The sequence below is a fragment of the Hymenobacter sp. BT188 genome, from assembly GCF_014333585.1.
Lineage (GTDB): Bacteria > Bacteroidota > Bacteroidia > Cytophagales > Hymenobacteraceae > Hymenobacter.
Genome location: NZ_JACSCW010000001.1, coordinates 366,264 through 392,700, shown reverse-complemented (window position 1 = coordinate 392,700; position 26,437 = coordinate 366,264). Strand labels below are relative to the sequence as shown.

Annotated in this window: 20 protein-coding genes and 1 tRNA gene; 11 read left to right on the top strand and 10 right to left on the bottom strand. The window is 52.9% G+C overall.

All coding sequences use genetic code 11. The features are described from left to right. Positions 1-181 precede the first annotated feature (181 nt). The 4 genes from H8B13_RS01610 (at position 182) to H8B13_RS01595 (ending at position 3,148) form a co-directional block, all read left to right on the top strand. Complete coding sequence (locus H8B13_RS01610) at positions 182-733, top strand: RNA polymerase sigma factor (protein WP_187309079.1); 552 nt, start codon at positions 182-184, stop codon at positions 731-733. Positions 734-763: 30 nt separating this feature from the next. Further along, entirely contained in the window at positions 764-1,222 is a 459-nt protein-coding gene (locus H8B13_RS01605) for a hypothetical protein (RefSeq protein ID WP_187309078.1), read from the top strand. A 34-nt stretch (positions 1,223-1,256) separates the two neighbouring features. After that, on the top strand, positions 1,257-1,766 hold the full coding sequence (locus tag H8B13_RS01600) for a hypothetical protein (protein ID WP_187309077.1): 510 nt from the start codon (positions 1,257-1,259) through the stop codon (positions 1,764-1,766). 185 nt (positions 1,767-1,951) lie between these two features. Next, positions 1,952-3,148, top strand: a complete 1,197-nt coding sequence (locus H8B13_RS01595) for an aspartate aminotransferase family protein (protein WP_187309076.1) — start codon at positions 1,952-1,954, stop codon at positions 3,146-3,148. 101 nt (positions 3,149-3,249) lie between these two features. On the opposite strand, the gene H8B13_RS01590 is transcribed toward H8B13_RS01595, so the two are convergent. Beyond that, positions 3,250-3,627 carry a response regulator gene (locus tag H8B13_RS01590; protein ID WP_187309075.1) on the bottom strand — a complete coding sequence of 126 codons (378 nt, stop codon included), beginning with the start codon at positions 3,625-3,627 and terminating at the stop codon, positions 3,250-3,252. 67 nt (positions 3,628-3,694) lie between these two features. Next, positions 3,695-7,795, bottom strand: a complete 4,101-nt coding sequence (locus tag H8B13_RS01585; protein WP_261990183.1) for a PAS domain S-box protein — start codon at positions 7,793-7,795, stop codon at positions 3,695-3,697. 148 nt (positions 7,796-7,943) lie between these two features. Between H8B13_RS01585 and H8B13_RS01580 the strand changes: the two genes are divergently transcribed. Both H8B13_RS01580 and miaA read left to right on the top strand, forming a co-directional pair. Beyond that, positions 7,944-9,071, top strand: coding sequence for a glycosyltransferase (locus H8B13_RS01580; RefSeq protein WP_187309074.1), 1,128 nt, complete (start codon positions 7,944-7,946; stop codon positions 9,069-9,071). A gap of 2 nt (positions 9,072-9,073) precedes the next feature. Continuing rightward, positions 9,074-10,033: a tRNA (adenosine(37)-N6)-dimethylallyltransferase MiaA gene (gene miaA, locus H8B13_RS01575; protein ID WP_187309073.1), complete on the top strand. Its 960-nt coding sequence runs from the start codon at positions 9,074-9,076 to the stop codon at positions 10,031-10,033. Here the strand turns inward: miaA and H8B13_RS01570 are convergent. Both H8B13_RS01570 and pfkA read right to left on the bottom strand, forming a co-directional pair. After that, positions 10,030-10,677 (bottom strand): hypothetical protein, encoded by a 648-nt coding sequence (locus H8B13_RS01570; protein WP_187309072.1) that lies wholly within the window; start codon positions 10,675-10,677, stop codon positions 10,030-10,032. The two genes, miaA and H8B13_RS01570, sit on opposite strands and share 4 nt — an antisense overlap. A gap of 114 nt (positions 10,678-10,791) precedes the next feature. Then, positions 10,792-11,763, bottom strand: a complete 972-nt coding sequence (gene pfkA / locus H8B13_RS01565; protein ID WP_187309537.1) for a 6-phosphofructokinase — start codon at positions 11,761-11,763, stop codon at positions 10,792-10,794. Positions 11,764-12,005: 242 nt separating this feature from the next. On the opposite strand from pfkA, the gene H8B13_RS01560 reads away from it, so the two are divergent. The 3 genes from H8B13_RS01560 (at position 12,006) to H8B13_RS01550 (ending at position 14,977) form a co-directional block, all read left to right on the top strand. Next, on the top strand, positions 12,006-12,464 hold the full coding sequence (locus H8B13_RS01560; RefSeq protein ID WP_187309071.1) for a TerB family tellurite resistance protein: 459 nt from the start codon (positions 12,006-12,008) through the stop codon (positions 12,462-12,464). Positions 12,465-12,533: 69 nt separating this feature from the next. Continuing rightward, a complete protein-coding gene (locus tag H8B13_RS01555) occupies positions 12,534-13,301 on the top strand; it encodes an MBL fold metallo-hydrolase (RefSeq protein WP_187309070.1) in 768 nt (255 codons plus the stop codon). Positions 13,302-13,408: 107 nt separating this feature from the next. Continuing rightward, positions 13,409-14,977 carry an NFACT RNA binding domain-containing protein gene (locus H8B13_RS01550; protein WP_187309069.1) on the top strand — a complete coding sequence of 523 codons (1,569 nt, stop codon included), beginning with the start codon at positions 13,409-13,411 and terminating at the stop codon, positions 14,975-14,977. Between the two features lie 94 nt (positions 14,978-15,071). Here the strand turns inward: H8B13_RS01550 and H8B13_RS01545 are convergent. Both H8B13_RS01545 and H8B13_RS01540 read right to left on the bottom strand, forming a co-directional pair. After that, positions 15,072-15,154, bottom strand: a tRNA-Leu gene (locus tag H8B13_RS01545). 251 nt (positions 15,155-15,405) lie between these two features. Beyond that, the gene (locus H8B13_RS01540; RefSeq protein ID WP_187309068.1) at positions 15,406-16,074 is read right to left on the bottom strand and encodes a Dps family protein; all 669 of its coding nucleotides are present in this window, start codon (positions 16,072-16,074) and stop codon (positions 15,406-15,408) included. Positions 16,075-16,588: 514 nt separating this feature from the next. Between H8B13_RS01540 and H8B13_RS01535 the strand changes: the two genes are divergently transcribed. Beyond that, complete coding sequence (locus tag H8B13_RS01535; protein WP_187309067.1) at positions 16,589-18,622, top strand: DUF4394 domain-containing protein; 2,034 nt, start codon at positions 16,589-16,591, stop codon at positions 18,620-18,622. 103 nt (positions 18,623-18,725) lie between these two features. Here the strand turns inward: H8B13_RS01535 and cfa are convergent, their stop codons facing one another. Beyond that, positions 18,726-19,847, bottom strand: coding sequence for a cyclopropane fatty acyl phospholipid synthase (gene cfa, locus H8B13_RS01530; RefSeq protein ID WP_187309066.1), 1,122 nt, complete (start codon positions 19,845-19,847; stop codon positions 18,726-18,728). A gap of 244 nt (positions 19,848-20,091) precedes the next feature. Between cfa and H8B13_RS01525 the strand changes: the two genes are divergently transcribed. After that, entirely contained in the window at positions 20,092-20,628 is a 537-nt protein-coding gene (locus tag H8B13_RS01525; RefSeq protein WP_187309065.1) for an MOSC domain-containing protein, read from the top strand. Positions 20,629-20,631: 3 nt separating this feature from the next. On the opposite strand, the gene H8B13_RS01520 is transcribed toward H8B13_RS01525, so the two are convergent. The 3 genes from H8B13_RS01520 to H8B13_RS01510 form a co-directional block, all read right to left on the bottom strand. Next, positions 20,632-22,521, bottom strand: a complete 1,890-nt coding sequence (locus tag H8B13_RS01520) for a CocE/NonD family hydrolase (RefSeq protein WP_187309064.1) — start codon at positions 22,519-22,521, stop codon at positions 20,632-20,634. 274 nt (positions 22,522-22,795) lie between these two features. Then, positions 22,796-25,420: an MGH1-like glycoside hydrolase domain-containing protein gene (locus tag H8B13_RS01515; RefSeq protein ID WP_187309063.1), complete on the bottom strand. Its 2,625-nt coding sequence runs from the start codon at positions 25,418-25,420 to the stop codon at positions 22,796-22,798. A 147-nt stretch (positions 25,421-25,567) separates the two neighbouring features. Continuing rightward, entirely contained in the window at positions 25,568-26,383 is an 816-nt protein-coding gene (locus tag H8B13_RS01510; RefSeq protein WP_187309062.1) for an SDR family oxidoreductase, read from the bottom strand. Between the last annotated feature and the right edge of the window lie 54 nt (positions 26,384-26,437).

The following is a 26,437-nucleotide window of genomic DNA, read 5'->3' as shown; positions in this document are numbered from 1 at the left end:
TTGTCTATAAATGAATACAAATAAGGTGGGCACTCCGGCTAGATACATAAGTGTCCCGGAGGTCCACACGCCTCTATCGCGGAGTTGGCAATTATCAGGCTAACTACTTCTTCGCATTAAACCTCCTCTTGCCCTTCGCGTCTAATCACCGTCAGCGTCCTTTAACTCCTCTCCCTCCTACTTGGAAGACCAAGAAATCCTCCTCAAGTTCCAAGACCCGGCGGCTCGCAATGTGGCGTTCAACCAGCTGGTGCGCAAGTATCAGCAGAAGGTGTACTGGCATGTGCGCAAGATGGTGGTAGACCACAATGATGCCGACGACCTCACCCAGGATACCTTTGTGAAGGTGTGGAATCACCTTGGCAACTTCCGCCAGGATGCCTCTCTCTACACCTGGATTTACCGGATTGCCACCAACGAGTGCCTGAGCTTTCTGCAAAGCAAGCGTCGCAAGTTTTTTCTGCCGCTAAATGATGTGGGGGCCGAATTAGCGGCCAAAATCGAAGCCGACCCGCTGCTGGCCGGTCATGAGATAGAGCGCAAGCTGCAAAAAGCCATTCTGCGCCTCCCCGACAAACAGCGCCTCGTGTTCAACCTCAAATATTACGACGATATGACCTACGAGCAGATGGCCGACGTCACGGGCACTTCGGTAGGCGCCCTGAAAGCTTCCTATCACCACGCTGTAAAAAAGATTGAGCAATACGTTACCGAAGAATCTTCCGCCGATTAAACCTCGCGGCCCCAGTCGCATCCAATGCATATGAAAACTCCTTTTCGGCTCGATGACCACCCACGCCGGCCGCAACCACCACTAGCCTCGCCCCCAGCCGGTTACTTCGACCAGCTGCCGCGCCAGATAATGGCGCGCGTGCAGCCCGAAGCTACCTCTGAGTCGGTGACGTGGGGCTGGCTGACAAACCTATCCCGACCGCTACGCACGGCTTTGGCCTCAGCGGTAGTGCTGGGGGGCTTTTCGACAGCTTTCTACCTGAGTCAGCCTACTATACAAACCCCCAATTTGCCCCCCACGACCGCGCTGGCCACCGTGCCCGATGCCGCCCTGATTGAGTATCTGGCCGTCAACAATCAGTTGGAAACCGAGGACTTGGCCAGCTTGCCCTTACCCGATGACAACCTAATGGCTTATTTCCTGCAAGCCTCACCCCAGGAATTGGAAGCTGCACTGGGGCCTCCCACCCTTGATGAAGCTTACTACTAACCGAACTTTTATCTCTTTTTGCCTTCTTCCCACTATGAATAATTCCCTTTTTTCTCGCTTAGGTTTGGCGTTGGTGCTTCTGCTAATTGCCTTACCAAACCTGCGCGCCCAAAACACCCGCTCCGCCGATATTGAGGCCCGTATTGAAAATGCGCGCATTGCCTACATCACCCGCGAAGTAGCGCTTACCCCCGAGCAAGGTCAACGTTTCTGGCCTTTGTATAATGAATACAGCACCAAGCGCCGTGAGCTACGCCGCTCCCACGATCAGCTGCGCCGCAGTGCTACGCCCACCATGACCGACGACCAGGCCCGCGACAATCTCAAGCAGATCATTGCCGTGTCGAAAAATGAGCTGAATATGACGGAGGATTATTTCGCCAAATTTCAGAAGGTGATTTCAGCCCGGCAGGTAGCACAGTTATATAAGGCAGAGCGCGAGTTTGGCCGCGTGATGATGAAGGAAATGAAAACCGAGCGTCAGGCTAACGGGCCGCGCGGACGGTCAGGCAGACCGGCAGTCAACCCAGGAAACGCCAACTAGGTAAGCGTACTTTCCGGAAAGTAAAAGAGGCTGAGCATTCAGCCTCTTTTTTTGTTGGTTACTGGCTATCAGCTGGGGGGCAAAATTCAAGCGTAAACGTGGAATTGCGCTTAAGAGCAAGCAACACCTTACTACCGACCTTGCGGTGCTTACTTTTGCCCCCCAGAATCTTTTTACCCATTCGCATGCTTACCCCTCGCCAACTCTTCCTTCGGCATCAAGCCCAGACATCCGACTCTCCCCTACTTCTGGAAATAGAGCGGGCGGAAGGCATATATATGTATGGTCCCGATGGCAGGCGCTATTTAGATTTGATTTCGGGTATTGGAGTAAGCAACGTAGGTCATCGTCACCCAAAGGTTATTCAAGCCATTCAGAATCAGCTTGATAAATACTTACATCTGATGGTGTACGGCGAGTTAGTGCAGGCGCCACCAGCAGAATTGGCCCACGCTCTATACCAAACCTTGCCAGCCCACCTCGACGCGGTATACTTCACCAATTCAGGCACCGAGGCGGTTGAGGGAGCCTTAAAGCTAGCGAAACGCCACACTGGCCGCACCGAGCTGATTTCCTGTCACCGCGCCTACCACGGCTCCACCCACGGAGCACTGTCCGTTACCGGATCGGAGGAATTTAAGCGCAGCTACCGACCTCTTTTGCCCGATGTCCACCACATAGAGTTCAACGACTTCACTGACCTGGAGCACATTACCGAACGCACGGCGGCTGTCATCATCGAAACGGTGCAAGGGGAAGCGGGTGTACGAGTGCCGGAGAACAACTACTTGCAAGCCCTTCGCAAGCGCTGCCTCTACACCGGCACACTGCTTATTCTGGACGAGATTCAGTGTGGCTTTGGGCGCACAGGCTCCTTCTGGGCCTTCGAGCAGTTTAGAATATGGCCTGATATTCTGGTTTGCGCTAAAGGGATGGGCGGCGGCATGCCTATAGGGGCCTTTATTGCCCCTCAGGCTATTATGGCGGGCATCCGCAGCAACCCGGTGCTAGGCCATTGCACTACATTTGGGGGGCATCCGGTTTCCTGCGCGGCTTCGTTAGCTACACTGCGCGTTATTTTAGAGGAAAACCTATTAGCGGGCGTAGCGGAAAAAGCCGCCCGGTTTCGCCGCCAGCTTGTGCACCCAGCTATCAAGGATGTACGCGGGCAGGGCTTACTGATGGCCGTTGAATTTGATTCCTACGATGTCCTCAAGCCCATTATTGATCGCGCCCTAGAATATGAAGGTATTCTGACCGACTGGTTTTTGTTCTGCGACAACTCTCTTCGCCTAGCTCCGCCACTTACCATCGCTGATCATGAAATTGATGAAGCTTGTGCGGCTCTTTTGCGAGCAATAACATACGTAACTGGTCACTAAAGCATCAGCCCATCCACACATAGAAAGGACCTTATCATGGAAGAACAGGCCGTTTTAAGACAGCTGTTCTTCCATAATAAGGTCCTTCTTGGGTAATCTTTTTATCCTACGTACTGCTTTACTACCCGTACCAAGGCATCAAAGTCGAGAGGCTTCGGCAGATAATCGGTGATGCCAGCTTCGCGGAACTGCTCCATGGAGTAGTTGTTCGCATTGCCAGTGATAGCAATAATAGGAACCTGCGCAACCTGCGGGTTAGAGCTGCGCCGGATTTCGCGGGTGCACTCCATCCCGTCTTTTACCGGAATGTTGATGTCCATCAATACGCAATCGATGGACTGACTTTCCATCTGCTTGATGACCTCATTCCCGTTTTTGGCCGAAAGGATGTGGTATTTCTGCAGTTCCAGAATTTTTTTGGTCAGGTTCAGAATAACGGAGCTATCCTCCGCAATCAGAATCGTTTTGGACTCGGCCATGATGGAATAGATTTAGTTTCAGATGAGGTGGAGAGAAAAGACCAGAAAGTATTGGGTATAAGTTGAATTAAACTGCTTGGGTAACTTCAGGGTAAGTTGCAACGAACTCCCTAAAGTAACGCAACAAGGAGGAGAAACGCTGATCAATGCCGGTAAACTTACCTTCTTTAATAGTATGTTCCAGACTCTTAGCGCATTCGGCCAGCTTATTTATGCCCAATGTGAAGCCTGTGCCTTTCAGTTGGTGTAAATGTGGCAGAATCAGAGCGTACTCTTTTGCCTTAACCAGCGCCGTGGCCTCATCTAATAGTTGGCTGACCTCCCGCTCAAAGTCCTCATACAGTTGCGCCGCAAACTCACTTCCCCCTAACTGACGCAGCTGCTCTAACACGGCAGTATCAATGCTGCTGGCCGTGTCTTCGGGCAGCGGCTCAGCAACCGGCGCGGGTGCAGGCACTGGTTCGGGTTCCTGCACGGCTGCTTCTACACCCACGAGGCGGGGAGTTATGGCAGGCTCCATCGTTATCGTGGTCCAGCGCCGCAGAACCGCGTATAGGTCCTGAGTCTTGACGGGCTTCGACACGTAATCATCCATGCCTTCCTGCACAAAGCGCTCCGCGTCTTCCTTCATGGAATAAGCCGTCATGGCCACTACTGGGGGCGTTTTTTTGCCTAAGCGACGCCGAATCTCGTTCATGGCCGTCACACCATCCATCTCCGGCATCTGAATGTCCATGAAGATGACATCGTAGGTGGCCTTCGGATCGGTGGCTTTGCTGATTGCTTCAAACCCGTCGCTGGCCACGTCAATCTTACAGCCCAGACGGTCGAGCAGCCGCACGGCTACCTTTTGGTTAATTGGGTTATCATCGACGAGCAGCACCTGGGGGGCATTTTCGAAGTGCGATACTTCCTGCGTCCGCTCGCGGGCCGTAATGCGCTCCTGCAAAATCTCCTCCTCATTGCGCGCCACCTTGCACTGAATCGTAAACCAGAACGTGCTACCGACGCCTTCATTGGATATAACCCCAATTTCGCCCCCCAGCAGCTCCGCTAACTGCTTGCTGATGGCCAGGCCCAAACCGGTACCACCGAACGACTTAGTCGGTGTGGTATCAAGCTGCGTGAAATTGGTGAACAGCAACTTCTCATTCTCCGACGAAATACCAATACCCGAATCCTGCACAGCAAAGCGCAACGTGTGGTTATCACCATCCGTCGATACCGACGAAACCTGAATATTCACCAGCCCTTGAGAAGTGAACTTGATGGCGTTGGAGGTGAGGTTTGATAGAATCTGGAGCAGGCGCGTTTCATCCGTATGAATGAAGCGCGGCGTGTGCGGCGTCACGTTGTACTTGAACTGCAGATCCTTCTGGGCCGCACGGTTCGAGAACAGCGAGTGCAGTTTGTCAAGCGTGTAAGTCAGATCAATGCCAGACTCGCTGAGTTGAAGCTTACCCGCCTGTATTTTCGACAAGTCCAGAATATCATTTAAAATAGCCAGCAGCGCATCCGACGACTTGCGCAGCGTATCCACATAGTCTTCCTGCTCCTCACTTGCTACAGTCTGGTGCAGCAGGTCAATCATGCCGATAATGCCGTTCATGGGCGTCCGCAGCTCGTGGCTCATGTTGGCCAAGAACTGCGTTTTGGCATGTAAAGCAGCCTCCGCTTCATTTTTAGCCCCCCGCAGATCTTCTTGAATCTGATTCAGCTCGGTGATGTCGCGCGCAATACCTTCTGTCCCGCTCATCGCGCCCGATACCGCACGAGCGTTTATGAGCAGCGGTACCGCGTGCCCATCTTTATGCCGCAGAGCCGCTTCGAAGTTGCGCAGCGCCCCTACAGTTGAAACTTCAAGTAGTAGTTGGTCACGATCAACTGGGTTTACATAGTAATCCACAATGCGCTTACCCAGTACTTCTTCCGGCTTGTAACCCAGTACATCATACACCGAAGGACTCACGATAGTGATGATACCCTGGTCGTCGGTTCGATAGTAGATATCCTGGAAAGACTCGAAGATGGCTCGGAACTTCTCTTCCTGAGCGGCCAGCTCTAGCTGTGAGTTCTTCGTCGCCGTGATATCGTGGGCCATGCCCGAAATCTCCTCAAAGGAGCCGTCGTCGAGGTAAATCGGGTTGAGGTAGATTTCCCGCCACGTATCCTGACCGCGAGCATCGCGCAGGCGCACTTCAAACCGCTGAGCCAGGCCCTGGAAGGCTTTTTTGTAATTCTCCTGAAAAATATCGTGCGCCTCCTCGTCCATCATGGCCATATCGGCCTGCCAGAGGTTCACATTCAGCGCCGGGTACACACCGTTGCGCCGCAGGAAATAGGCGGCGTAGTTGCGGTTGAAGGATGTGAGACGCGAATGCATATCTACGGACCACATCAAATGGGAGCCGCTTTCGAAAATGGCATTCAGACGCGCGTTCTGCTTATTAATCATCTCCTCATTGCGCTTGCGCTCAATGGCCAGAGCTACCTGGTTGGAAATGAAGTGCAGAATCTCAATATCAGTCGTCGCGTAGGCGTCGGCTTTGTGATAATCCTGCACGGCTATTACACCGATGATGCGCTCCCCAATGCTCAGCGGAGAACACAGCATTACCTCCGGCATCAGGCCAAAAGCGGTAATGGTACCATCCGCAATCAGATCGTGTAGCTCCTGCTTCAGCAAAAACTGCGGCCGCCCCGTCTGGATGATATATTCCGATACACCCGTTGAGAACGGACGAGCACCCATGCCCCGGCTGCCTTGGGAGTTTTGATCCACGAAATACGCAAACTGCAACGTGGTGCGGGCGTCGTCGCAGAGGGCAATATAGAAGTTATTGGTTTCGATAATCTTGCTCAGCTCCCGATGAATTGCGCCGTAAAGCGAGTTCAAATCTTTGGAGCTAATCGCCAGATTGGCAATGCTGTAATACACCTTCTGTAAGCGCTCCGCCTTGATGCGGTCGGTAATGTCGTGCAGAATGGCGCGGGTCGAAACCGGCTCGTTATCCTGCCAGGAGCAGGATATACTTCCAATCAGGTGAACGGGCTTGCCCGTTTTGGTCAGGAATACGGTTTCAAGCTTATTTACTTTCTCCCCTTTATACAAATTACGCAGCTGATAAAGCAGCTTGGCTTTGTAGTAGGGATGCACTACCTCGTTGAGAGTTAGCTGAGTAAGGTCATCGTCGGTGTAGCCTAGCTTTTCTTTCCAGGCTTTGTTCACAAACAGAAAGCGGTTATCAATGCTCAGGTTCTGAATCAGATCGTGGGCATTGTCAAGAAAGTCTTGGAGGCGATTGCGGTTGTCGGTGAGGGCGCGGGCGGCCACCAGCCGGTCGGTGTGGTCGCGGCCCACAAAAAAGGCCCCCGTCACATTTTGATCAAAGTCGCGGGCAAACTCCACGTGCCAATGCACCAGCCGCGTCTGGCCCAGCTTGGTTACGAGCGGAAACTCACATGCATCAGCAACGCTTTCCTCTCTGATGTTTTGCAAAAACGCTTGGCGGCTCAACTCCTGATCGGAAGCTGGCGGGAACAGATCAAAATAATTTTTTCCGATCAGCTCAGCACGTGAGTACTCCGTGAAATTCAGAAAAAAGTCATTGACATCCTGAATGATACCTTCACGATTTACCAATACATACGACAAATCAGTACGGCTTAGCACATCACGCAATTGCTGCTGCGTCCTATCGGCCTGCTGGCGCTGCTCGCCCGCTTCGTGGCGACGACGACCCTTGGTTACATCGCGTAGCGTGAGTTGCACGCGCATGCCTACGGGCAGCTGAATGCGGTGAAGCGTTACCCAACCATCTATCATTACATGATCGGTACGCCGGCCATGCCACCACTTCGAGAATCGCTCGCCCGTCCGAGCTGTCAGCAGCACGGCTTCGCGAAGCATGAGTTCTGAGAGCCAATGATCCTGGCGTTCATCGGCAGGCGGCATAGCAAAGGCCATCAGGCCGGAAGCCAGCAGCATAGGCCGCGTGGTGCCCAGCATGCGCAAAGCCGTCTGGTTGCAATCTACCAGTCGGCCCTGCTCGTCGTAGAGTAATAATCCATCATATGCATCGTCAAACAAGGTTTGGTAGAAGTCGGGCTGAGCCGGCATGGCTCCCAGCGCGGAAGGAGGAAGCGATGATGCGGAGCGAATAGGCATTGCAAGAGGTAGCACCGGCAGGTCAACTCAAATTAAACCACCGGCCGGTACGCGGTTTAACTTCTAAATTTGTCAAAAATATATCAAAAACTGCGCTTTACCATTTGCTCTCGCCTATCGGTAAATAGCGTTTTGTGCCCGCTTTCATATGCGCCCTTTGCTCTTTGCGGTCACCACCGATTTAAACTATGACCAGCGTATGCAGCGTATTTGCGGCAGTTTGGCTGCTCATGGTTACTCAGTACTTTTAATCGGGCGCGAATGGCCGCATTCTCAGCCTCTTAGCCCCCAGCCATACAAGCAGCATCGGTTACGGTGTTTATTTAAAAAAGGCAAGTTATTCTATTTAGAATATAATTTAAAATTGTTTTTGTATTTAATTCGGCAGCGAGCATCCATCTGGTGCGCCATCGACTTAGATACTGCGCTTCCGATTTGGCTGCGGGCTACGTTGGGCGGCCAGCCTTTTGTGTATGACGCGCACGAATTATTTACGGAAGTACCTGAAGTTGTGGGTCGTCCGATAATAAAACGCGTGTGGCAGCAGGTAGAAAAATTTATTGTACCTCGAACTACCTTAGCCTACACAGTTGGGCCAGCTTTAGCTGATTGGTTTGTGCAACAATACGGCCAACCATTTGCTGTAGTGCGCAACATAAGTCGCCTTGAGGTGGCAGAATTGCCCCCCACTCCCATGGCAGACCCTGCCAACGGATATATTCTCTACCAAGGAGTGTTGAATGAGGGACGTGGCCTGGAAGCACTCCTCGATGCGATGCCCCAAATAAAGGTTCGCTTAATAATTTGTGGCGAAGGCGACTTATCTGCTTCGTTGCGGGAGCGGGCTCAGAAATTAGGGCTGCTGGCCAGCGGGCAGGTTGAATTTCGGGGGTTTGTGCTACCCGACGAGTTACGTCTAATTACGCGGCAGGCATCTTTGGGCATTATGCTGCTCGAAAACCGTGGCTTGAGCTACTATTATTCTCTGGCCAATAAGTTTTTCGATTATCTGCACGCCGCTGTGCCTCAGCTCATTGTAGACTTCCCGGAATACCGTCGCCTGAATGATTTGTACGACGTAGCGGAGGTAGTAGAGCTAACGCCCGATGCCTTAGCCGCGGCTATCAACCGGCTATTATTTGATGATCCTGAGCGTTATCATCAGCTAGCTTCCAACTGCCGTCGGGCCCGCCTTGAGCTGAACTGGCAGCGTGAGGAGCAAACTTTGCTGGCACTCTACGCTACCTTACTCCAACCGGTATCTATACCGGCCTGACTATGCTCGATTTTTTATCAAAAAAAGCCCCCCACCGCCCCACTCTCCTTGTCGTCACTGGTCCTACGGCCGTAGGCAAAACGGCGCTGTGTGTTCGACTGGCCCAACGCCTGCAAACCGTTGTGGTATCGGCCGACTCGCGGCAGTTTTTTCGGGAGCTGAGCATTGGCACCGCCAAACCTACCGCTACCGAAATGCAGGGAGTGCCGCACTATTTTATTGATTCACACTTTATTACAGAGGATTATAACGCGGGCCGCTTCGAGGTAGATTGCCTGACTCTGCTAGAACAGTTATTTCAGGAGCACGCTGTCGTTATTCTGACGGGCGGCTCGGGTCTGTATTTGCAGGCTGTGACGGAGGGCTTTGACGTGATGCCGCCCATTGAGCCAGAGGTGCGAATTGGTTTGCAGCAGGAATTAGCGGCGCACGGCCTAGAGCCGCTGGTTGCTGAATTGCTGGCCACTGACCCAGTTACTCATGCCCGCCTCGACCGCCAGAATCCGCAGCGAGTGCTACGTGCTTTAGAAGTTACGCGCGGAACGGGCCAACCGTTTTCAAGCTTTCATGCGCAAAAAAATGCCCCCCAGCGCCCATTTCAATCCCTGAAAATTGCCCTTACGCGGGAGCGGGAAGCGTTGTACGCCCGCATTGATCAGCGCGTAGATGAGATGCTGGCGGCGGGCCTACTGGCAGAGGTTGAATCGGTAGCCACCCATCGACACCACAACGCCCTGCAAACCGTGGGGTATCAGGAAATATTTGATTTTCTGGATGATAAGCAGGACTGGCCCGAAACCGTGCGCCTTCTTAAGCGCAACACCCGCCGCTACGCCAAGCGCCAACTCACTTGGCTGCGCCGCGACCCGGAGTACCACTGGCTGCATCCTGATACTGCCGAAGAGGAAATCATGGCGTTGTTGATTTCTCACACCACGGTGGAGCCACGTAAGGGAAGTTAAAAACGTCGACCCACGTTAAATTGCAAGGAAGCTAGCGAGTTGGCAAAAGTATCGTTCTGAAATGATGCTTTGCCGCCTACTCGCCAGTTTTGCTCACTTCCAAGTGCTAGATCAAGGTTGATAGAGAACATATATCCAGCGTGCCAGCCTTCTTCATGATCTAAGTCAAGGGTAGCCTCGTTAGTTGTGAAGTTGAGATGATTTGCAGGAGCGCCATAACGGGTGGAATAGCCAACGTAGCCACCGCCACCCGCGAAAAAGCGTATTTCTTTGTCATTTCCAAATGGATAAATGTAAAACTCTTGCTCCAAATTGGCGGTCTGATAACTCAGTGCGTAAGGCACATTAACGCCATTGCCACCAGGGCGCTGAGAATTGTAGACTGTAGCAATGTTCTCGCGATTGCCACCAGCCAATGCCAGCCGAGTACCTGTACTTAAGTGACGCTTGAAAAGCCGCCCGTATTCTACCTGGGCTTTAAGCAAAACATAATCGCCAGTGCCCATTCCTGCAGTTCCGATTCCTAATTGTAAGGTAGAAGGAGAAGATGATTCGGGAGTTTGTGCGCTAGCTATAAAGACGCTGGCATTAAGCATTACGACTAAATAAAGCCGGGAATAGAAGGAGGTCATAATAAATGCCAAAATTTAATAGTAGAGTGAATATTCGGTAATTTATATAGTAAAAATAATCTTCTCGACCACATACAAAAAAGCGCCCCTTCAGGCGCTTTTAAGAAGATGAATTCTCGTTAAATTCTATACAGACAGAATCTCTACCATTCGCATAAAGCTCTGATTGATAAGCTTTTTCTTATAAATGGTTTCGTGAAAAGGCGTGTAAACGAGCTTGCGGTCCACGATGCCAGCCATCACGTTATGCATGCCATTCATCAGGCCCTCCACTGCTGCAATACCAATCTGAGAGCCCAAGAGGCGGTCAGCGGCAGTTGGGGAGCCGCCGCGCTGTACGTGACCAATGATGGTGACGCGGGTGTCCAGCTCAGGAATGGCTTCTTTTACTTTGGCAGCTACCGTAGTGGCGTTATTCTCTTCGTCGCCTTCCGCTACAATGACGATAAAAGAGGTTTTGGAGCGCTTCCAGCCCGTTCGCAAGGTGTCAATGACTGCTTCCGTCGACATCTGCGTTTCCGGAATCATCACGATTTCGGCCCCGCCGCCAATAGCGCACGGAATGGCGATATAGCCCGAATCGCGGCCCATTACCTCAATAAAGAAGCAACGGTCGTGCGAGTCGGCCGTGTCGCGTATTTTATCAATCGCTTCCAGCGCTGTATTCACGGCCGTATCGTAGCCGATGGTGTAATCAGTGCCGTAAAGGTCGTTATCAATCGTGCCGGGCGCGCCTACTGTTGGAATTCCAAACTCCTGCTCAAAGAGCATAGCCCCAGTAAACGTACCGTTGCCGCCGATAGCTACCAAGCCGTCAATTTTATGATTGCTAAGCTGGTCGAAGGCTTGCTGCCGTCCTTCTTTGGTCATGAATGTCTGGCTGCGGGCTGATTTGAGCAGCGTGCCACCTTTCTGCACCGTGTTCGAAACCGAGGCCGAGTCAAGCTTCACGATTTCTCCTTTAATCATGCCCTTAAAGCCGCGCATGATACCATAAACCTCAATACCGTGGTACACGGCCGTGCGCACTACGGCACGGATACAGGCATTCATGCCGGGCGAATCGCCACCACTGGTAAAAACTGCAATACGTTTCATCATTAATCAGAATTGAAAGCTGCCTAAAGCGGCGGGGCAAAGGTGGCAAATACCAGCTAATATTGCAGCAGTCAATTGCCGACTTCTAAAAAGCCCCCCGTAGCTGGCTGTTTTTTGGCCATCTGCGTAAAGGGCGCTATTGGAACCTTCGGGTCAATCTCCTACCTTACCATTTGGTCGGATCCTGCGTTTCGACTATTTGCACCGTTCCCATCCCACCCTGTACTTAAGCAACGCTCTGTATGTTTGGTTTTTTTGAAAATGAGCAAACCAAGAAGATCAAAAGCCATATCGTGAACCTGGCCGCGCTGGCTAAGGCTGATGGTCATATTGATGAGCGGGAAATGAGCTTTATTGTGGCTATTGGCCAAAAAAATGGTATGCGCCCTGCTGATGTGCGTAGTGTGGTGGCTAATTCAGGCAGCGTAAACATGCTCCTGCCCGATAACGACTCCGAGCGCTTCGATCAAATATTCGATTTGGTGGATATGATGCTGGCCGATGGCGTGATTGATGACCACGAGATGGAGTTCTGCGTTGATATGGCCTGTAAGCTTGGTTTTCGCAAGGCTATTGTGGGCGTATTGGTGCGTAAAATCTCGCTAGGTGTGAAAGATGGCTTGCCCCGCGAGCAGATCAAGGAAGAAACTCAGGCATTTTTAAATTACAACGAGCAAAACAGCGGTCCCGGTTGTGAGTAGCAAGTAGGCCGTATCTTGGCCATTGTATTGGAGCTGCGCGGCACGCCCGACAGCTGATTTTTATCTGGCATGCAAATTACCATTCTCGGTTCGGGCACCTCGCAGGGCGTACCCGTCATTGGGTGTCACTGCGCCGTTTGTCGCTCCCTGGATTATCGTGATAAGCGCCTGCGCGTGGCGGTGCACGTGGCGGTGGGGGGCAAAAGTATCGTCATTGACTCGGGCCCCGACTTTCGCCAGCAGGTATTGCGCGAGCGGGTTGACCACCTTGATGCGCTGCTTTTCACCCATGAACACAAAGACCACACGGCCGGGATGGACGATATCCGCTCGTATAACTTTAAGCAGCAGCGCGATATGCCTGTGTATGCTGAGCAGCGTGTACTTGATCAGCTAAAACGGGAGTTTGCCTACATTTTTGCCGAATACAAATACCCCGGTGTGCCCCGCGTGCAAACCATTCCCATCCTAGATGACCACAATAGCTTTTCAGTAGAAGGCATTGAGGTGCATCCCATCAGAGCCTTGCATTATAAGCTCCCGGTACTAGGCTATCGAATCGGCGATTTCACCTACCTGACCGACGCTAATTACATCTCACCGGCATCCATGGAGCGGATTAGGGGTTCGCGGGTGATTGTGCTGAACGCTTTGCGGCGGGAGCCGCATATTTCGCATTTCTCGTTGCCCGAAGCGGTAGACATTCTGACGGATTTAGCCCCCCAGCGCGGTTATCTTACGCATATTAGCCACCTGCTGGGGCGCCACCGCGATGTAGAGGCAGAACTACCGGAGTTTATCCGGCTAGCCTACGATGGGCTAAAGATAGAGATGTAGCCTCCGGCAGTTTCTTTTCTGCCCTTTCGTGTGTTGTCAGCACCAAATCATAGAATTGGTTGCTGTATTAAGTATACCTCCCGTATGCGAGGGCATCGTCATCATCTGTGCATAATAACTACTATTTCCTGCGCCAACTCGCTCCTGCTTTAGCCGCGCAGCTATCGGGCTACGTGGTTGCGGCCTGCTTTTCTCAGGAAAAAGACGAGTTAGTAATTGGTCTGGCTAATGGTAGCACCGAGTTTTGGCTCAAGGCTCAGCTAACCGCTTCTTTCCCGGTTCTAGCTCTGCCAACCAGCTTTCACCGCACCCGTACCAACTCCGTTGATCTGCTACCGGATTTACTGGGCCGCACCGTGGCTGGCGCCGACGTTTTTCCCAACGACCGGGTACTTACATTACAATTTACTGATGGCGCTTCCCTGCTTTTCAAGCTTTACGGCCCGCGTCCAAATGCTATTTTCCGTCCGGCTCCAGATGCACCCGCTCAGCTATTTCACCAACGCTATACCACCGACGCCAATTTGGCGCCTCTACCTACTGCTGATGCGTTAACGCCCAACCTAGCCGCTGACCCACTGAAAAGTTACCCGGCGCTTGGCGATTTGCCCCCCCGCTACCTGCGGGTGCATGGTTACGATTCAGCACTCGAACTCGACAAGGAAAAGAGAGTACAGGAGGTTGTAGCACTCCTGGAAAACCCGCAGCAGTTCTACATCATTAATCTGGAGGGTCGCACCCGCCTGAGTTTACTGCCCTTAGGGGAAATAGAGCAAACCCTACCGCCCGAGCCGATAGCGGCATTGCGTGCCTTTGTGCCGCTGTTCCTGAGTCGGCGGGCATACGAAACGGAGTCACGACAGGTAAGGCAGCAACTGGAGCGCCGGGCCGAAGAAGCAACTACCAGCGCCAGTCAAGCCCGCGCCCGCCTACATGCCCTGGAGCACGGCGCCAGCTACCGCCAGACCGCCGACCTTATTATGGCTCATCTTACCCAGATTCCAGTTGGGGCTGCGCAGGTGGAAGTCGTTGATTTTTATCAGGATAATCAGCCCCGTACGATTAAGCTCAAACCTACCGAGACGCCTCAGCGCACAGCCCAAAACCTCTACCGCAAGGCCAAAAACCAGCAAATTGAAACGCGGCAGTTACAGGAGCGAGTAGAGCGCAGGGAGTCCGACGCCTTCTGGTGCTTAGAGCGTCTGGAGGAGTTGGGGGGCATTCTGGACTTGCGCGCCCTACGCACCTGGCGCAAGACCCACGACTTACAACCCGAAACCAAGGCTAAAGCCGCTACTGAGCTACCATTTAAAGTATTTGAGGATGAAGGCTTTACTATTCTGGTGGGGCGCAATGCAGCCAACAACGACCTGCTCACTCAGCGTTATGCCCACAAAGAAGACCTTTGGCTGCACGCCAAGGACGTAACTGGGTCTCATGTGGTTATTCGGCATCGGTCGGGCTATGCGGTGCCGGCTACGGTGGTAGAGCGCGCAGCCCAGCTGGCAGCTTGGTACTCGCGCCGTCAGCACGACTCGCTTTGTCCGGTTACCGTTACACCCAAGAAATTTGTGCGAAAGCCTAAAGGCGCTTTGCCCGGCCAGGTGCTCGTAGAGCGGGAAAAAGTAGTGTTGGTGGTGCCCGCTAACCCTTTCGAGCGCGTGGGGGGCAAATAGTTGCGCTTCTATAAAGAAGCCAACCTATAGGCCTATAATCTTTATAGCAAGCAACAAAAAAGCCCGACCAATTACGGTCGGGCTTTTTTGTTTGTGCGCGCGGGGAGATTCGAACTCCCACACCCGGAGGGCACCACCCCCTCAAGATGGCGTGTCTACCAGTTTCACCACGTGCGCAGTAGGCTGACAAAAGGCTTTATTCTGGAAACCTGCGTTTCCGGCTTCGCTGAGGCGGCGAAGTGGGCACAAAAGTAGGTACTCGTAACGCCCTACGCAAATGCCAGGCGGTATTTTTTCACTATTGAAGGCTCAGCCAAATTATTGGGAAGCTTTTTCAGGAGTAACAAGGCTTCATTCTGACAAAAACACGGCGGCCTCTCCCATTGGAAAGACCGCCGTATCATCGGTTTCTGTTATTTGAGAGTTGGCTAAGAACGAGCCAGCGGTGTGTCAACTACGTGTTCTGATACAAACCAGGTTTGCAGCTCGTTTGTCCGAATCAGCTGACTAACAATCAGGTCATTGGTTCCGTCGTCGCCCGATTCGTCCGCCTTCTTGGCATACTCGTGGCACTCTTTCAAAATAATCTCGTGGGCTTCGAGCAAGCGTGATACCTGCACGGGTGCTTCTTCCCGGTCGCGGGGCGGACGCGGAATATGAGTCGTTTCGGCAATATCGGCAGCCATGGCCAAGCTTACTCCACCCAGAAGCTGAATACGTTCTGCAATGGCGTCTACCAATACGCTTTGCTCTTCGTAATGCTTATCGTAGAGCAAATGCAACTGGTAAAAAGTAGGTCCTACTACCTGCCAATGATGCTTTTTGTATAGATCACGGATAGTAATAGTGTCTACCAGAAGTTGATTGAGCATGTCAACGCTCTGCTGGCGCACTTTCTCCTCCAGTCCTACTGGCATGCGAGGAGACACGACACCAAATTTTTGAATAGCGGCGGCGCGTTGGTTAACAATAGGCTGCTCTACATTACCGGGCTGAATCTTGCCCTGGTTAACGGCAGCGCCATTCGATTTTTTGGGTGCATCAGCCGCCGTTTTTTTGGCAGCGGCCGGCTTCTTATCAGTGGTTTTGGTTGCCATAGAAAGGTGAGATTTGAAAACAAAAAGGAAACAGACACACGTGCTTGGCTGGTAATTCAGCAGTCTATTTCCGGCTTATTGTCAATACGCAGGGTTGCCCTGCAGGTTAGCGCGATCTGCTTATTTGCTGTCGGCTTCTAATAAAAATTATCACTCGTATACCGTCCCATCTGCAAGCTTAACTGTAGCCAGTAATGGTAGCGCTGTTCGGCAACTACGGCTGATGGTTATATCACAAGAAGCAAATAGAAGCAAAATACTAAATTCCGTTTCCTAAAGCAGAATTTAGCTACGCGCTATAACATGTCACATACGACACAATTGCGTGCTAGTTGTCAAAACCAATGTTTTTTCAATAAAATATGTCCAGTGAAAAAATATGTCGGTTAATTAATCTATTTCCTATATTTTCCTCGTAACAAAAGCTATATAAAAGTTTAGCTTTGCACACTTTCTTCGCGTTTCAGACAGCTTAATCGGTATTATAATTTCCATTTTTAAAACCCTTAGTCGAATGCAATTAACCCTACTCTCTCCTTCCTTCGGTAAAGCTACCCGCCGTGCACCCTGGCTAGTAGGGGCTACGTTAGGCTTATGCCTTAGCGCTATGGCACCAGCAATGGCCCAAACGCTACCTCCCCTGACCGGGCAGCTAATGTATGCCACGCAGGTAGTTGGCACTACTACCAACCTAATATCCTTCGACGAAGCAGTTCCTACTGTCCTTCGCTCTACTATCGCCATTACTGGTGTGACTGCCGGTCAGGTATTAGTGGGTTTGGACGCTCGGCCGAGCACGGGCCAATTGTATGGGTTAGGCTACAATGCTACCCTCGCAGCCGATAACGCTCGTCTATATGTTATCAATCCTACTACAGGGGTAGCTACGCCAGTAGGCGCTGCCGCTATGACGCTGGTACTTGGCACTGCCACCGACCGCATCGGATTTGATTTCAATCCAGTGGTGGACCGGATTCGGGTGGTGAGCACGAACAAGGCCAACTACCGCCTCAATCCTATCAATGGCACTATCGTAGACAGTGACCCTGTTGCGGCGGGCACCCAGCGCGATGGCGATTTGAATCCTGGTACTCCCTCTATTGGCGCGGCGGCTTACACCAACAACTTTATTGGTACGGGCAGCACCGAGCTATTTATATTTGATGATGTGCTTGGCCAACTCTTCATTCAAACTTCCCCTAATACGGGTTTAATTACTTCCGCAGGGCCAGCCACGGGGATTACGTTCAACCCCGCAGTTGGGGTTAGCATGGATATTAACTCCGTCAGAACGGGCGAAAACTATGTATTAATGTCTGGCGCTCCTGGCACTGGCACAAGCACACAGCTTTACGAAATTAACCTCGGCTCGGGGGCAGCTACAGCGAAAGGCGTCATTGGCACCGGCCTCCCTATTAATAATCTAACGTTCGCTACGTTCTCCGTTGATCCTGTGTCGCCGCCAGCTGCACTCACGGGCCAACTGATGTTTGCACTGACGGGAAGCAATCTGATTTCTTTCGACTCGAGTACTCCTCGTGTTATCCGCACTTCAACGTCTGTTACCAACTTAGCCGCTGGTCAGGCCTTAGTGGGACTTGATTTCCGGCCAGCTACCGGTGAGCTATTCGCGCTTGGTTATAACGCCACCGCTGCCGCGCCTACTGCAAACGCCCAACTCTACACTGTAAACCCAGGCACGGGTGCTCTCACGGCTGTAGGTACTGCCCAGCGCTTAGAGCTTGGGGATGCAGCAGCCCGCGTTGGATTTGACTTTAACCCTGCTGCTGACCGGATTCGGGTGGTAAGCACTAGTAACAAGAACTACCGCCTCAACCCTACCAATGGAGAAAAAACCGACGACGCTGATTTGAACCCAGCTGGTGGGGTCATCTCATCGGCAGCTTACACGAATAGCGGCCCTGGCACTGCTCCTGCTACTACTATTCTATACAACTACAATGCGGCCAATAACCAGCTTGTTCGGCAGGACGCGCCTAACACTGGTACGTTCGCGACTGTGGGAAGCTCCGGTATCACCGTAAACGCAGCTCAGGGTGTTGATTTCGACATCTACTTCGATCCATCTGCTCCTGCCGCTACTCAGAACAAGGCCTTCTTGGTAGCCAGCACGGGCACGGGAAGTCTTGTTAATAGCGACAGACTGTACACTGTTAATTTATCAACAGGCGCTGCAACGGAAGTAGAAGTTGTTGGTGCTGGAATGCCTATAACGGGCGTATCAGCTCTGATTTCGGGCACTGTGCTATCCAGCAATAGGGCTTCGGCCAAAGTTAGCGCGCAAGTAGATGTGTACCCAAACCCAGCTACTGGCGAGGTGTCCATCAATATGCCCGCCTCTTTGCTTAAGCAGTCGGTGCAGGCTACGCTTCTTAATGCTTTAGGCCAGTCGGTACTAAGCCGCACGCTTTCCGCCCGCGACGGCGCTACGCAGCGTCTCTCGCTCACCAATGTGGCGAAAGGCATGTACATGCTTCAGCTTTCTACTCCTGAAGGCGTAGTAACGAAGCGCCTGATGGTGCGCTAGTAAACCGCATTATCTTTTTTACAAAAAACCGCTGGCAATACTGCCAGCGGTTTTTTTGTGCTTATAGCAGTCATCTGGGGGGCTTTTTCTATCGTTTTTAGCCTTACCGCACCGACTCATAGCCTCCCAGCAAGCCCCGCTTGGAAAGCACCATTTGCCAGAGCTGGTTGTGACGCGCCCGGAAAGACGCGGCGCTGGACAGTAAATAATACTTCCACATCCGATAAAACCGGTCGCCGTAGGTAGGCTGCAATTGGCTCCAGCTCTGGTCAAAATTCTTAAACCAAGCCAGCAGCGTATAGTCGTAGTGCACGCTGAAGTTGTGGCAATCTTCGAGTACGAAGAGGTGCTCCATTGCTCCGCCAAGCTGCTTGATAGAAGGCAGAAGGCAATTGGGGAAAATATACTTATTCGTGAACGGGTCGGCGGAGGTCCGGGAGTAAGCCATGCCAATGGTGTGCAGCAGAAACAGGCCATCGTCCTTGAGGCAATTCGCGGCCGTGCGCATGTACGTGCGGTAGTTGCGGTGACCTACGTGCTCGGCCATCCCTACTGACACTATGTGGTCAAATTTCTCACGCACGTCGCGGTAGTCCTGCAAGCGTATTTCGATGGGTAGGCCTTTGCACAGTTCCTGCGCCAGCTTCACCTGCTCGCGGGCTACCGTCACGCCTACTACTTCTACGCCGTAGCGTTCGGCGGCAAACTTAGCGAAGCTGCCCCAGCCACATCCAATATCGAGCACCCGTTGGCCGGGCTTTAGGTATAATTTGCGGCAAATCAGATCCAGCTTGTTTTCCTGGGCCTGATCGAGGTTGCCAGCATTCTTCCAATAACCGCAGCTGTAGGTCATACGCTTGTCCAGCATGAGTTCGTACAGGTTATTACCGATATCGTAGTGATGCTGGGCGTTGCGGGCGGCTTTGCCTTTTGCTTGGCGATTGAATATCTGCGTAAGCAGCACTTCTACTATGCTTTTCCAACCCAGCCGAGCTGTTTTGTACAAATCAGCCCGCAGCGCCCGGAATATAAACTCGTCTATCTGCTCACAGTCCCACCAACCGTCCATGTACGATTCGCCCAGCCCCAGCGTACCCTGGCTGAGCACCCGCTGGTAAAACCGGTCGTTGTGAACTTGCAAATCCCAGGGCTGCGAACCATTCACCTGTATGCCCGCCGGAGCAAGAATCTGGGCTACGTTTTGTTGTAATTGCTGTGCCTTCATTCGCGGATCGTATATGTCAGCTGCTCTTACAATAAGGCTATAATTAAATTAATTATTACAATAATAAAATATATCACCTTAAACTGTTTAGTCAGAACGGCATTCATGCCAAGCGTTGGAGGGCACTTTGCGGGATGATTGATTGAACGTTACTCCCATTTCAGCGAGCGAAAGACTCGCCTCCCTAGCATGATAACTGTACCTTACTTTTGCACCTACCCACAAGCACATTACCTCTGATAACATGCCTTTTCCTTTCTTCGGCGACGATAAATCGACCATTGCCCGACTGCTGTCCACGTTGCCTCAAACCGGCCGCATCGAGTGGATTGGCATCCGACCGGTGCGGCGCGAACCACTTGTGTCGCTGCCCGAAGTAGAAGTACTGACGGATAAGCACCTGCGCGGCGACCACGCCCGGCCCAAGCCCGGCGGCAAACGTCAGGTTACGCTTATTCAGCATGAGCACTTAGCGGCCGTGGGGGGCTTTTTAGGGCTCGATGGCCCCGTAGAGCCTGGCCGGTTACGGCGTAACTTGGCCATCAGCGGCCTGAATCTGTTGGCGCTCAAAAACCGGCAGATACAGCTAGGCGAAGAGGTGATTCTGGAAATAACCGGCGAGTGCCATCCTTGCTCACGCATGGAAGAAGAGCTTGGGCCCGGCGGCTACAACGCCATGCGCGGCCACGGCGGCCTCACGGCTCGCATCATCCGTGGGGGGCAAATTCGGGTGGGCGACGTGGTGCGCGTGTTGGAACCGACAATTTCAGCTCCGGCCTAGCGGCTACTGCTTCATCACCTTCAGGCCCGATGGGTGTTGGGCATCATGGTACAGGCGTAGCGTGGCCTTCACAAAATCTTTCTCTTCAGCCTTGTCAATATCCACGTAGGTCTGCGGGTTGCGGTCGACGAGCGGAAACCAAGAGCTCTGCACTTGCACCATCAGGCGGTGGCCTTTTTTGAAGGTGTGCAGCACGCCGGGCAGTTCGTACTTTACTTCTGCCACTTGACCTGGCTGAAACGGCTCTGGCTTCTCGAAGCTGTTGCGAAAACGCCCCCTGATTACCTCAGCACGCACCAGGCGCTGATAGCCAGCCATCTGGAGGTTTTTGGGATTGGGCTCGGGGTTGCGGGCCGTATCGGGGAGCACGTCGATGAGCTTGACTACAAAGTCGGCGTCGGTGCCGGTGGTAGTCACGAAGAGGTCAGCGGTGAGCGGTCCGGCCAGCGTTAGGTCTTCGGTCAGCGGCGTCGTTTGGAAGACCAGCACATCAGGTCGGCGGGCGGCAAAGCGCTGATCCTCGATCATGTATTCGTTGTTGCGACGAGCGAAAATACCGTCGGTGTAAGGCACCGGCTTGCTGGGGTCACTCACGTACTCCGCGAAGCTTTCCGAAGCGGTAGCGGCCGAGAAAGCAAGCCCACCATTGGGCTGAAAAAACAGCGTTTGGGCTTGGGTAGAGGCCGGTGGCCACTGCTCAAACGTCTTCCACTCATTCGTACCGGTGTTAAATATCGTGGCTTCGGCCTGCGTGAATTTGCCTTTTTCCTTGAGATAAGCGTTGAAAAACTTCAGCTCGATATCTTCCTGAAAATACTTGGCTGTATTGCTGCCAAAACTCAGCGGACCAAACTGGCTCCATTCCGCCCGCGACCATGCGCCGTGCGTCCAAGGGCCCATCACCAAGCGGCTGTTATTCTTGGGGTTTTGCTGCTCAATAGCTTTGTAGGTATTGAGCGCGCCGAATAGATCTTCCGCGTCAAAAAAGCCCCCCACAACCAGCACCGCGGGCTTTACATTTTTGAGCGCCGTTCGGATGTTGCGCGCCTGCCAGTAGGCATCGTACGTATCGTGTTCCTGATACTCATTCCAGATCTTGGCTTTGTTGTTAAAATATTGCGGCGCATTGGCGTTTTTGAGGGGGCCTAAGTCGAGGAAAAACTGGTATACATCCTTCGCCCTAAAAGGGAAAAACGACTTATACTCCTCTACCGGCTCGGTGCGCGGCGCATCGAAATAATTGGTGAATGAGAAGTTATCAAGCAGAAAAAAAGCTCCGTTGTGGCGGGCGTCGTCGCCAATAAATTCATCCGTCACCGGGGCCTGCGGCGACACGGCTTTCAGGGCCGGATGCGCGTCGGGCAGGGCGGCTGTGGCGTAGAAACCGGGATAGGAAATGCCCGTGATGCCGGCGCGGCCGTTGTTGCCGGGCACGTTCTTGAGCAGCCACTCAATGGTGTCGTAAGTATCTGAGCTTTCGTCAGTTTGCTTGGTTTTGTTGCCAGGTACGTTGGGCGTCACCTCCTCAAACTGGCCCTCGCTTTTGTAGCGCCCGCGCACATCCTGATACACGAAAATGTATTTTTCCTCCGACAATGCCCGGCTTGTGCCAGGGCCAGTTTTGGGGTAATTCGTTTCGCCGTATGGCGCGGCCGAATAAGGCGTGCGCTCCAGCAGAAACGGGTACCGATTTTTCTTCGTCGCATCAATCGGCACGTAGATGACTGTGTACAGCTTCACCCCATCGCGCATCGGAATGAGGCGGTCGAGCTTGCGGTAATTCTGGCGGACAAAAACGGAATCCTGGGGGTCATTTTGCTGGGCCTGGGCCGAAGGTGCAGCAAGCAGGAAAAGGCTAGCCAGGCAAGCGGCAGCGGCGCGAAAACGGAGCATCTTATAAAGCAGGTGAAACGGAGGAATGCTGTTTCAATAGTAGGCAATAAAATGCTCAACAGGTGTCTGACATCGTCGTTAATCACTTTCTTGATGTCTTGATCTGATAACAAACCTCTATAAACCGTCATGCAGAGGCGGAGCCGAAGCATCTCGCGTGCTGATGTTGGATTAGTAATCCAACATCAGCACGCGAGATGCTTCGGCTCCGCCTCTGCATGACGGTTGGTGAGTTAATCCAGTAATTACAATTCAGTAAGTACCACTGAACGTCTTAAGACTGTGGCTGCAACAGGCGCACAATCAGTCCAGTCCAGCCGGTTTGGTGGTTGGCGCCCATGCCGTGGCCGTCGTCGCCGTGGAAATACTCGTGAAAGAGAAGATTGTCTTTGAAATGAGGATCTGTTTGCAGCAGCTCGGAGGGGCCGAAAGCAGGTCGGTGGCCGTTTTTATCTTTCAGAAAGAGCTTGGTCAGGCGCTCTGACAAGGCGGCGGCAATATCGCGGAGGTTGCGCAGCTCGCCGGAGCCCGTTGGGTATTCTACTTTCAGCGAGTCGCCGTAGTAGGTATAAAACTTCTCCAGCGACTCAATAATCAGGTAGTTAATCGGAAACCAGATAGGTCCGCGCCAGTTAGAGTTACCCCCAAACATGCTGGACTCTGCCTCCCCCGGCACATAGCTAACAATGAAGTTGGCTTCGGGTGTGGGGAACACATAGGGATTCTTCAGATGATAGCGCGACATAGCCCTCACTCCAAATTCTGATAAGAATTCAGCTTCGTCCAGCATGCGGCGGAGCAAGCACTTAAGGCGATGACTACGTAGCAAAGACAGCAGATGCCGGTCGCCTTTTCCTGGCTCCAACCACCGCGATACGAGCTCCGCCAGTTGGGGCCGATTGTCGAGCATCCAGCGCAGACGGCGCGTAAAATCGGGCATAGCCTTTAGCAGCTCGTCGTCCAGCACTTCTACCGCAAACAAGGGAATCAAACCCACAATAGAACGCACTTTGAGCTTGGTGCGCGTATTATCGGGCGTATGGAGCACGTCGTAGTAAAACTCGTCCTCTTCGTCCCAGAGGTTGAATGCGCCGTCGCCGCTCCGGGTCATGGCCTCCACGATGTAGAGGAAGTGCTCGAAGAATTTGCTCGCAATATCCTGATACACGGGGTTTGTCTGGGCCAGCTCCAGTGCGATGCGCATGAGATTGAGCGCGTACATAGCCATCCAGCTTGTACCATCCGATTGCTCAATGGTGCCGCCGGTGGGCAGCGGGGCTGAGCGGTCGAAGACCCCAATATTATCCAGCCCCAAAAAGCCCCCCTCGAAGATGTTGCGGTTGCTTTTGTCTTTGTGGTTTACCCACCAGGTAAAGTTGAGCGTCAGCTTATGATAGACCGACTCAAGAAAGTGGGTATCGCCCTTACCGCCATTTTGCTCTTTATCCATCTGATACACGCGCCAGGTGGCCCAGGCGTGAACAGGCGGGTTCACGTCGCTCAGGTTCCACTCGTAGGCCGGCAGCTGGCCGTTGGGGTGCATGTACCAGTCGCGGGTGAGCAGGCGTAGCTGGTGCTTGGCAAACTGCGCATCGACCATGGCCAGCGGGATGCAGTGAAAAGCGAGGTCCCAGGCCGCATACCAGGGGTACTCCCACTTGTCCGGCATCGAGATGATGTCGTCGTTGTAGAGGTGGCGCCAGTTGCTGTTGCGGCCCGTGCGCCGCTCATTCGGTGGCGCTTGCATCAGCGGGTCGCCATCGATCCACTGGGCCATATCATAGTAGTAAAACTGCTTGCTCCAGAGCATGCCAGCAAAGGCCTGCCGCTGAATATTGCGCGCATCAGGGTCTTTTACTTTCTCCTGAACACGGTTATAAAACTCATCGGCCTCCTGCTGACGGGCGGCAAATATTTCGGTAAAATCAGCGAATGGAGCATGCAGCGTGGCCTGACTCAGGCGCAGTCGCACCGACCGCGATTCGCCCGGCGGGATGTGCAGCGTGTATTGGGCGGCGGCTTTGGTGCCGGTTTGAGAGGGATTGATGGCGTCTAGCTTGCCATTGATGACATAATTGTTGATGCCATCTTTAAAGAATAAGCCATCGGCCGGCAAGTTGTAAAGTCGTTCGCCGTTTGTGTCATTATCACAGAAAAGCAAGGGCGGATTCTGGTCGCAATAAAGCTGATAGGTGCCCATCTCCTTATGGTCAATCTGCACCATGCCGGGCTCAGGAGTGCGCAGATGTGGCCGGTAGGAGTCGTGGCCCCACGACCAGGTATTGCGAAACCACACCTGCGGCAACACCATAATGGGGGCCAATTTTGCCCCCCGGTTGTGCACCGTTATCTGAATCAGAATATCATCGATTCCGGCCTTGGCATATTCGATGTACACATCAAAATAGCGGTTGTCCTCGAAGATGCCGGTATCGTGCAGCTCGTATTCGGGCTCATCGCGGGTGCGCTTGGCACTTTCCTCCACTAGGTTCACGTACGGAAACTCCTGCTGCGGATACTTATACAGCATCTTCATATAGGAGTGCGTGGGCGTGCTATCGAGGTAGTAATAATACTCCTTCACGTCCTCGCCGTGGTTGCCCTGGCCGTTGGTCAGCCCAAATAGGCGCTCTTTTAGGATGCCGTCGGCCCCATTCCAAAGGGCCACCGAGAAGCACAGACGCTGGCGGTGGTCAGAAATGCCCCCTAGGCCTTCTTCGCCCCAGCGGTAAGCGTAACTACGCGCCAGGTCGTGGGTGATATACTCCCAAGCATTACCGTTGGCGCTATAGTCTTCACGGACGGTGCCCCATTGCCGCTCGGTGAGGTAAGGTCCAAACTTCTTCCAGACGGTATTTTGAGCGTTTGACTCAGCTAAGCGTACTTGTTCTTGCGTCATAAGTGTGTTGTAGCACGGACCTGTTTGCCCGGCTAAAAAGTAGTGTTGGGCATGGCTAAAACGCAAGCTTTGGTGGCTTATTCTCGTCGGGATGGGCTATTACAATTGTCTGGCTCCAGCCCCGACCAGCTACCGCATTTCGCCTTGTTACCCGTTGTCGGCAAAGCCCGGATACAGGGTCATGCCACCATCTACGTATAGGGTGGTGCCATGGACATAATCAGCTTCATCGGAGGCCAGCCAAGCGGCCACGCGCCCAATATCCTCCACCTCTCCGATACGACCATACGGAATGAGCTCCAGCAGCTTGCGCGCCGCATCGGGCGTTTCCCAGGCTTCGTTGTTGATGGGCGTTTTGATGGCGCCCGGTGCAATACTGTTCACCCGTATTTTGTGCGGTGCCAGTTCCTGGGCCATGCTTTTCATAAGCAGCATCAGGCCGCCTTTCGATGCGGCGTAGTTTACGTGGCCCGCCCACGGAATGGTTTCATGCACCGAGCTCATGCAGATAATCTTGCCGGCAGCCCTGGATACGTCCTGCTGCACACCGCGCTTGATAAACTCACGCGCCGCTTCCCGAGCGCAAAGAAACTGGCCCGTCAGGTTCACGTCAATTACCTTTTGCCATTGATCAAGGGTCATATCTACCAGCGTTGCATCCTGCTGGATACCGGAGTTGGCTACCAAAATATGTAGCGTCCCAAACTGCTCAATGGTCTGCCGAAACATCTCCTGCACTTGGTTTTCCTTGCTCACATCGGCTTTGAAGGCAACAGCCTTTCCGCCCTTTTCTTTGATGTGCGCCACTACCTTTTCAGCCTCTTCAGCATCACTATGATAGTTGACCACGACGGTTGCGCCCGCTTCGGCCAGGGCTACGGCTACCCCCGTGCCAATACCTGAACTGGCGCCTGTTACTATCGCTACTTGATTAGCTAAGCGTTTGGTAGAAGATGAAGCCATAGTAGTAGGTGTTTAGTAGAGTCTATTAGTGTTCGTAGCCAAAGCTGACCGCAC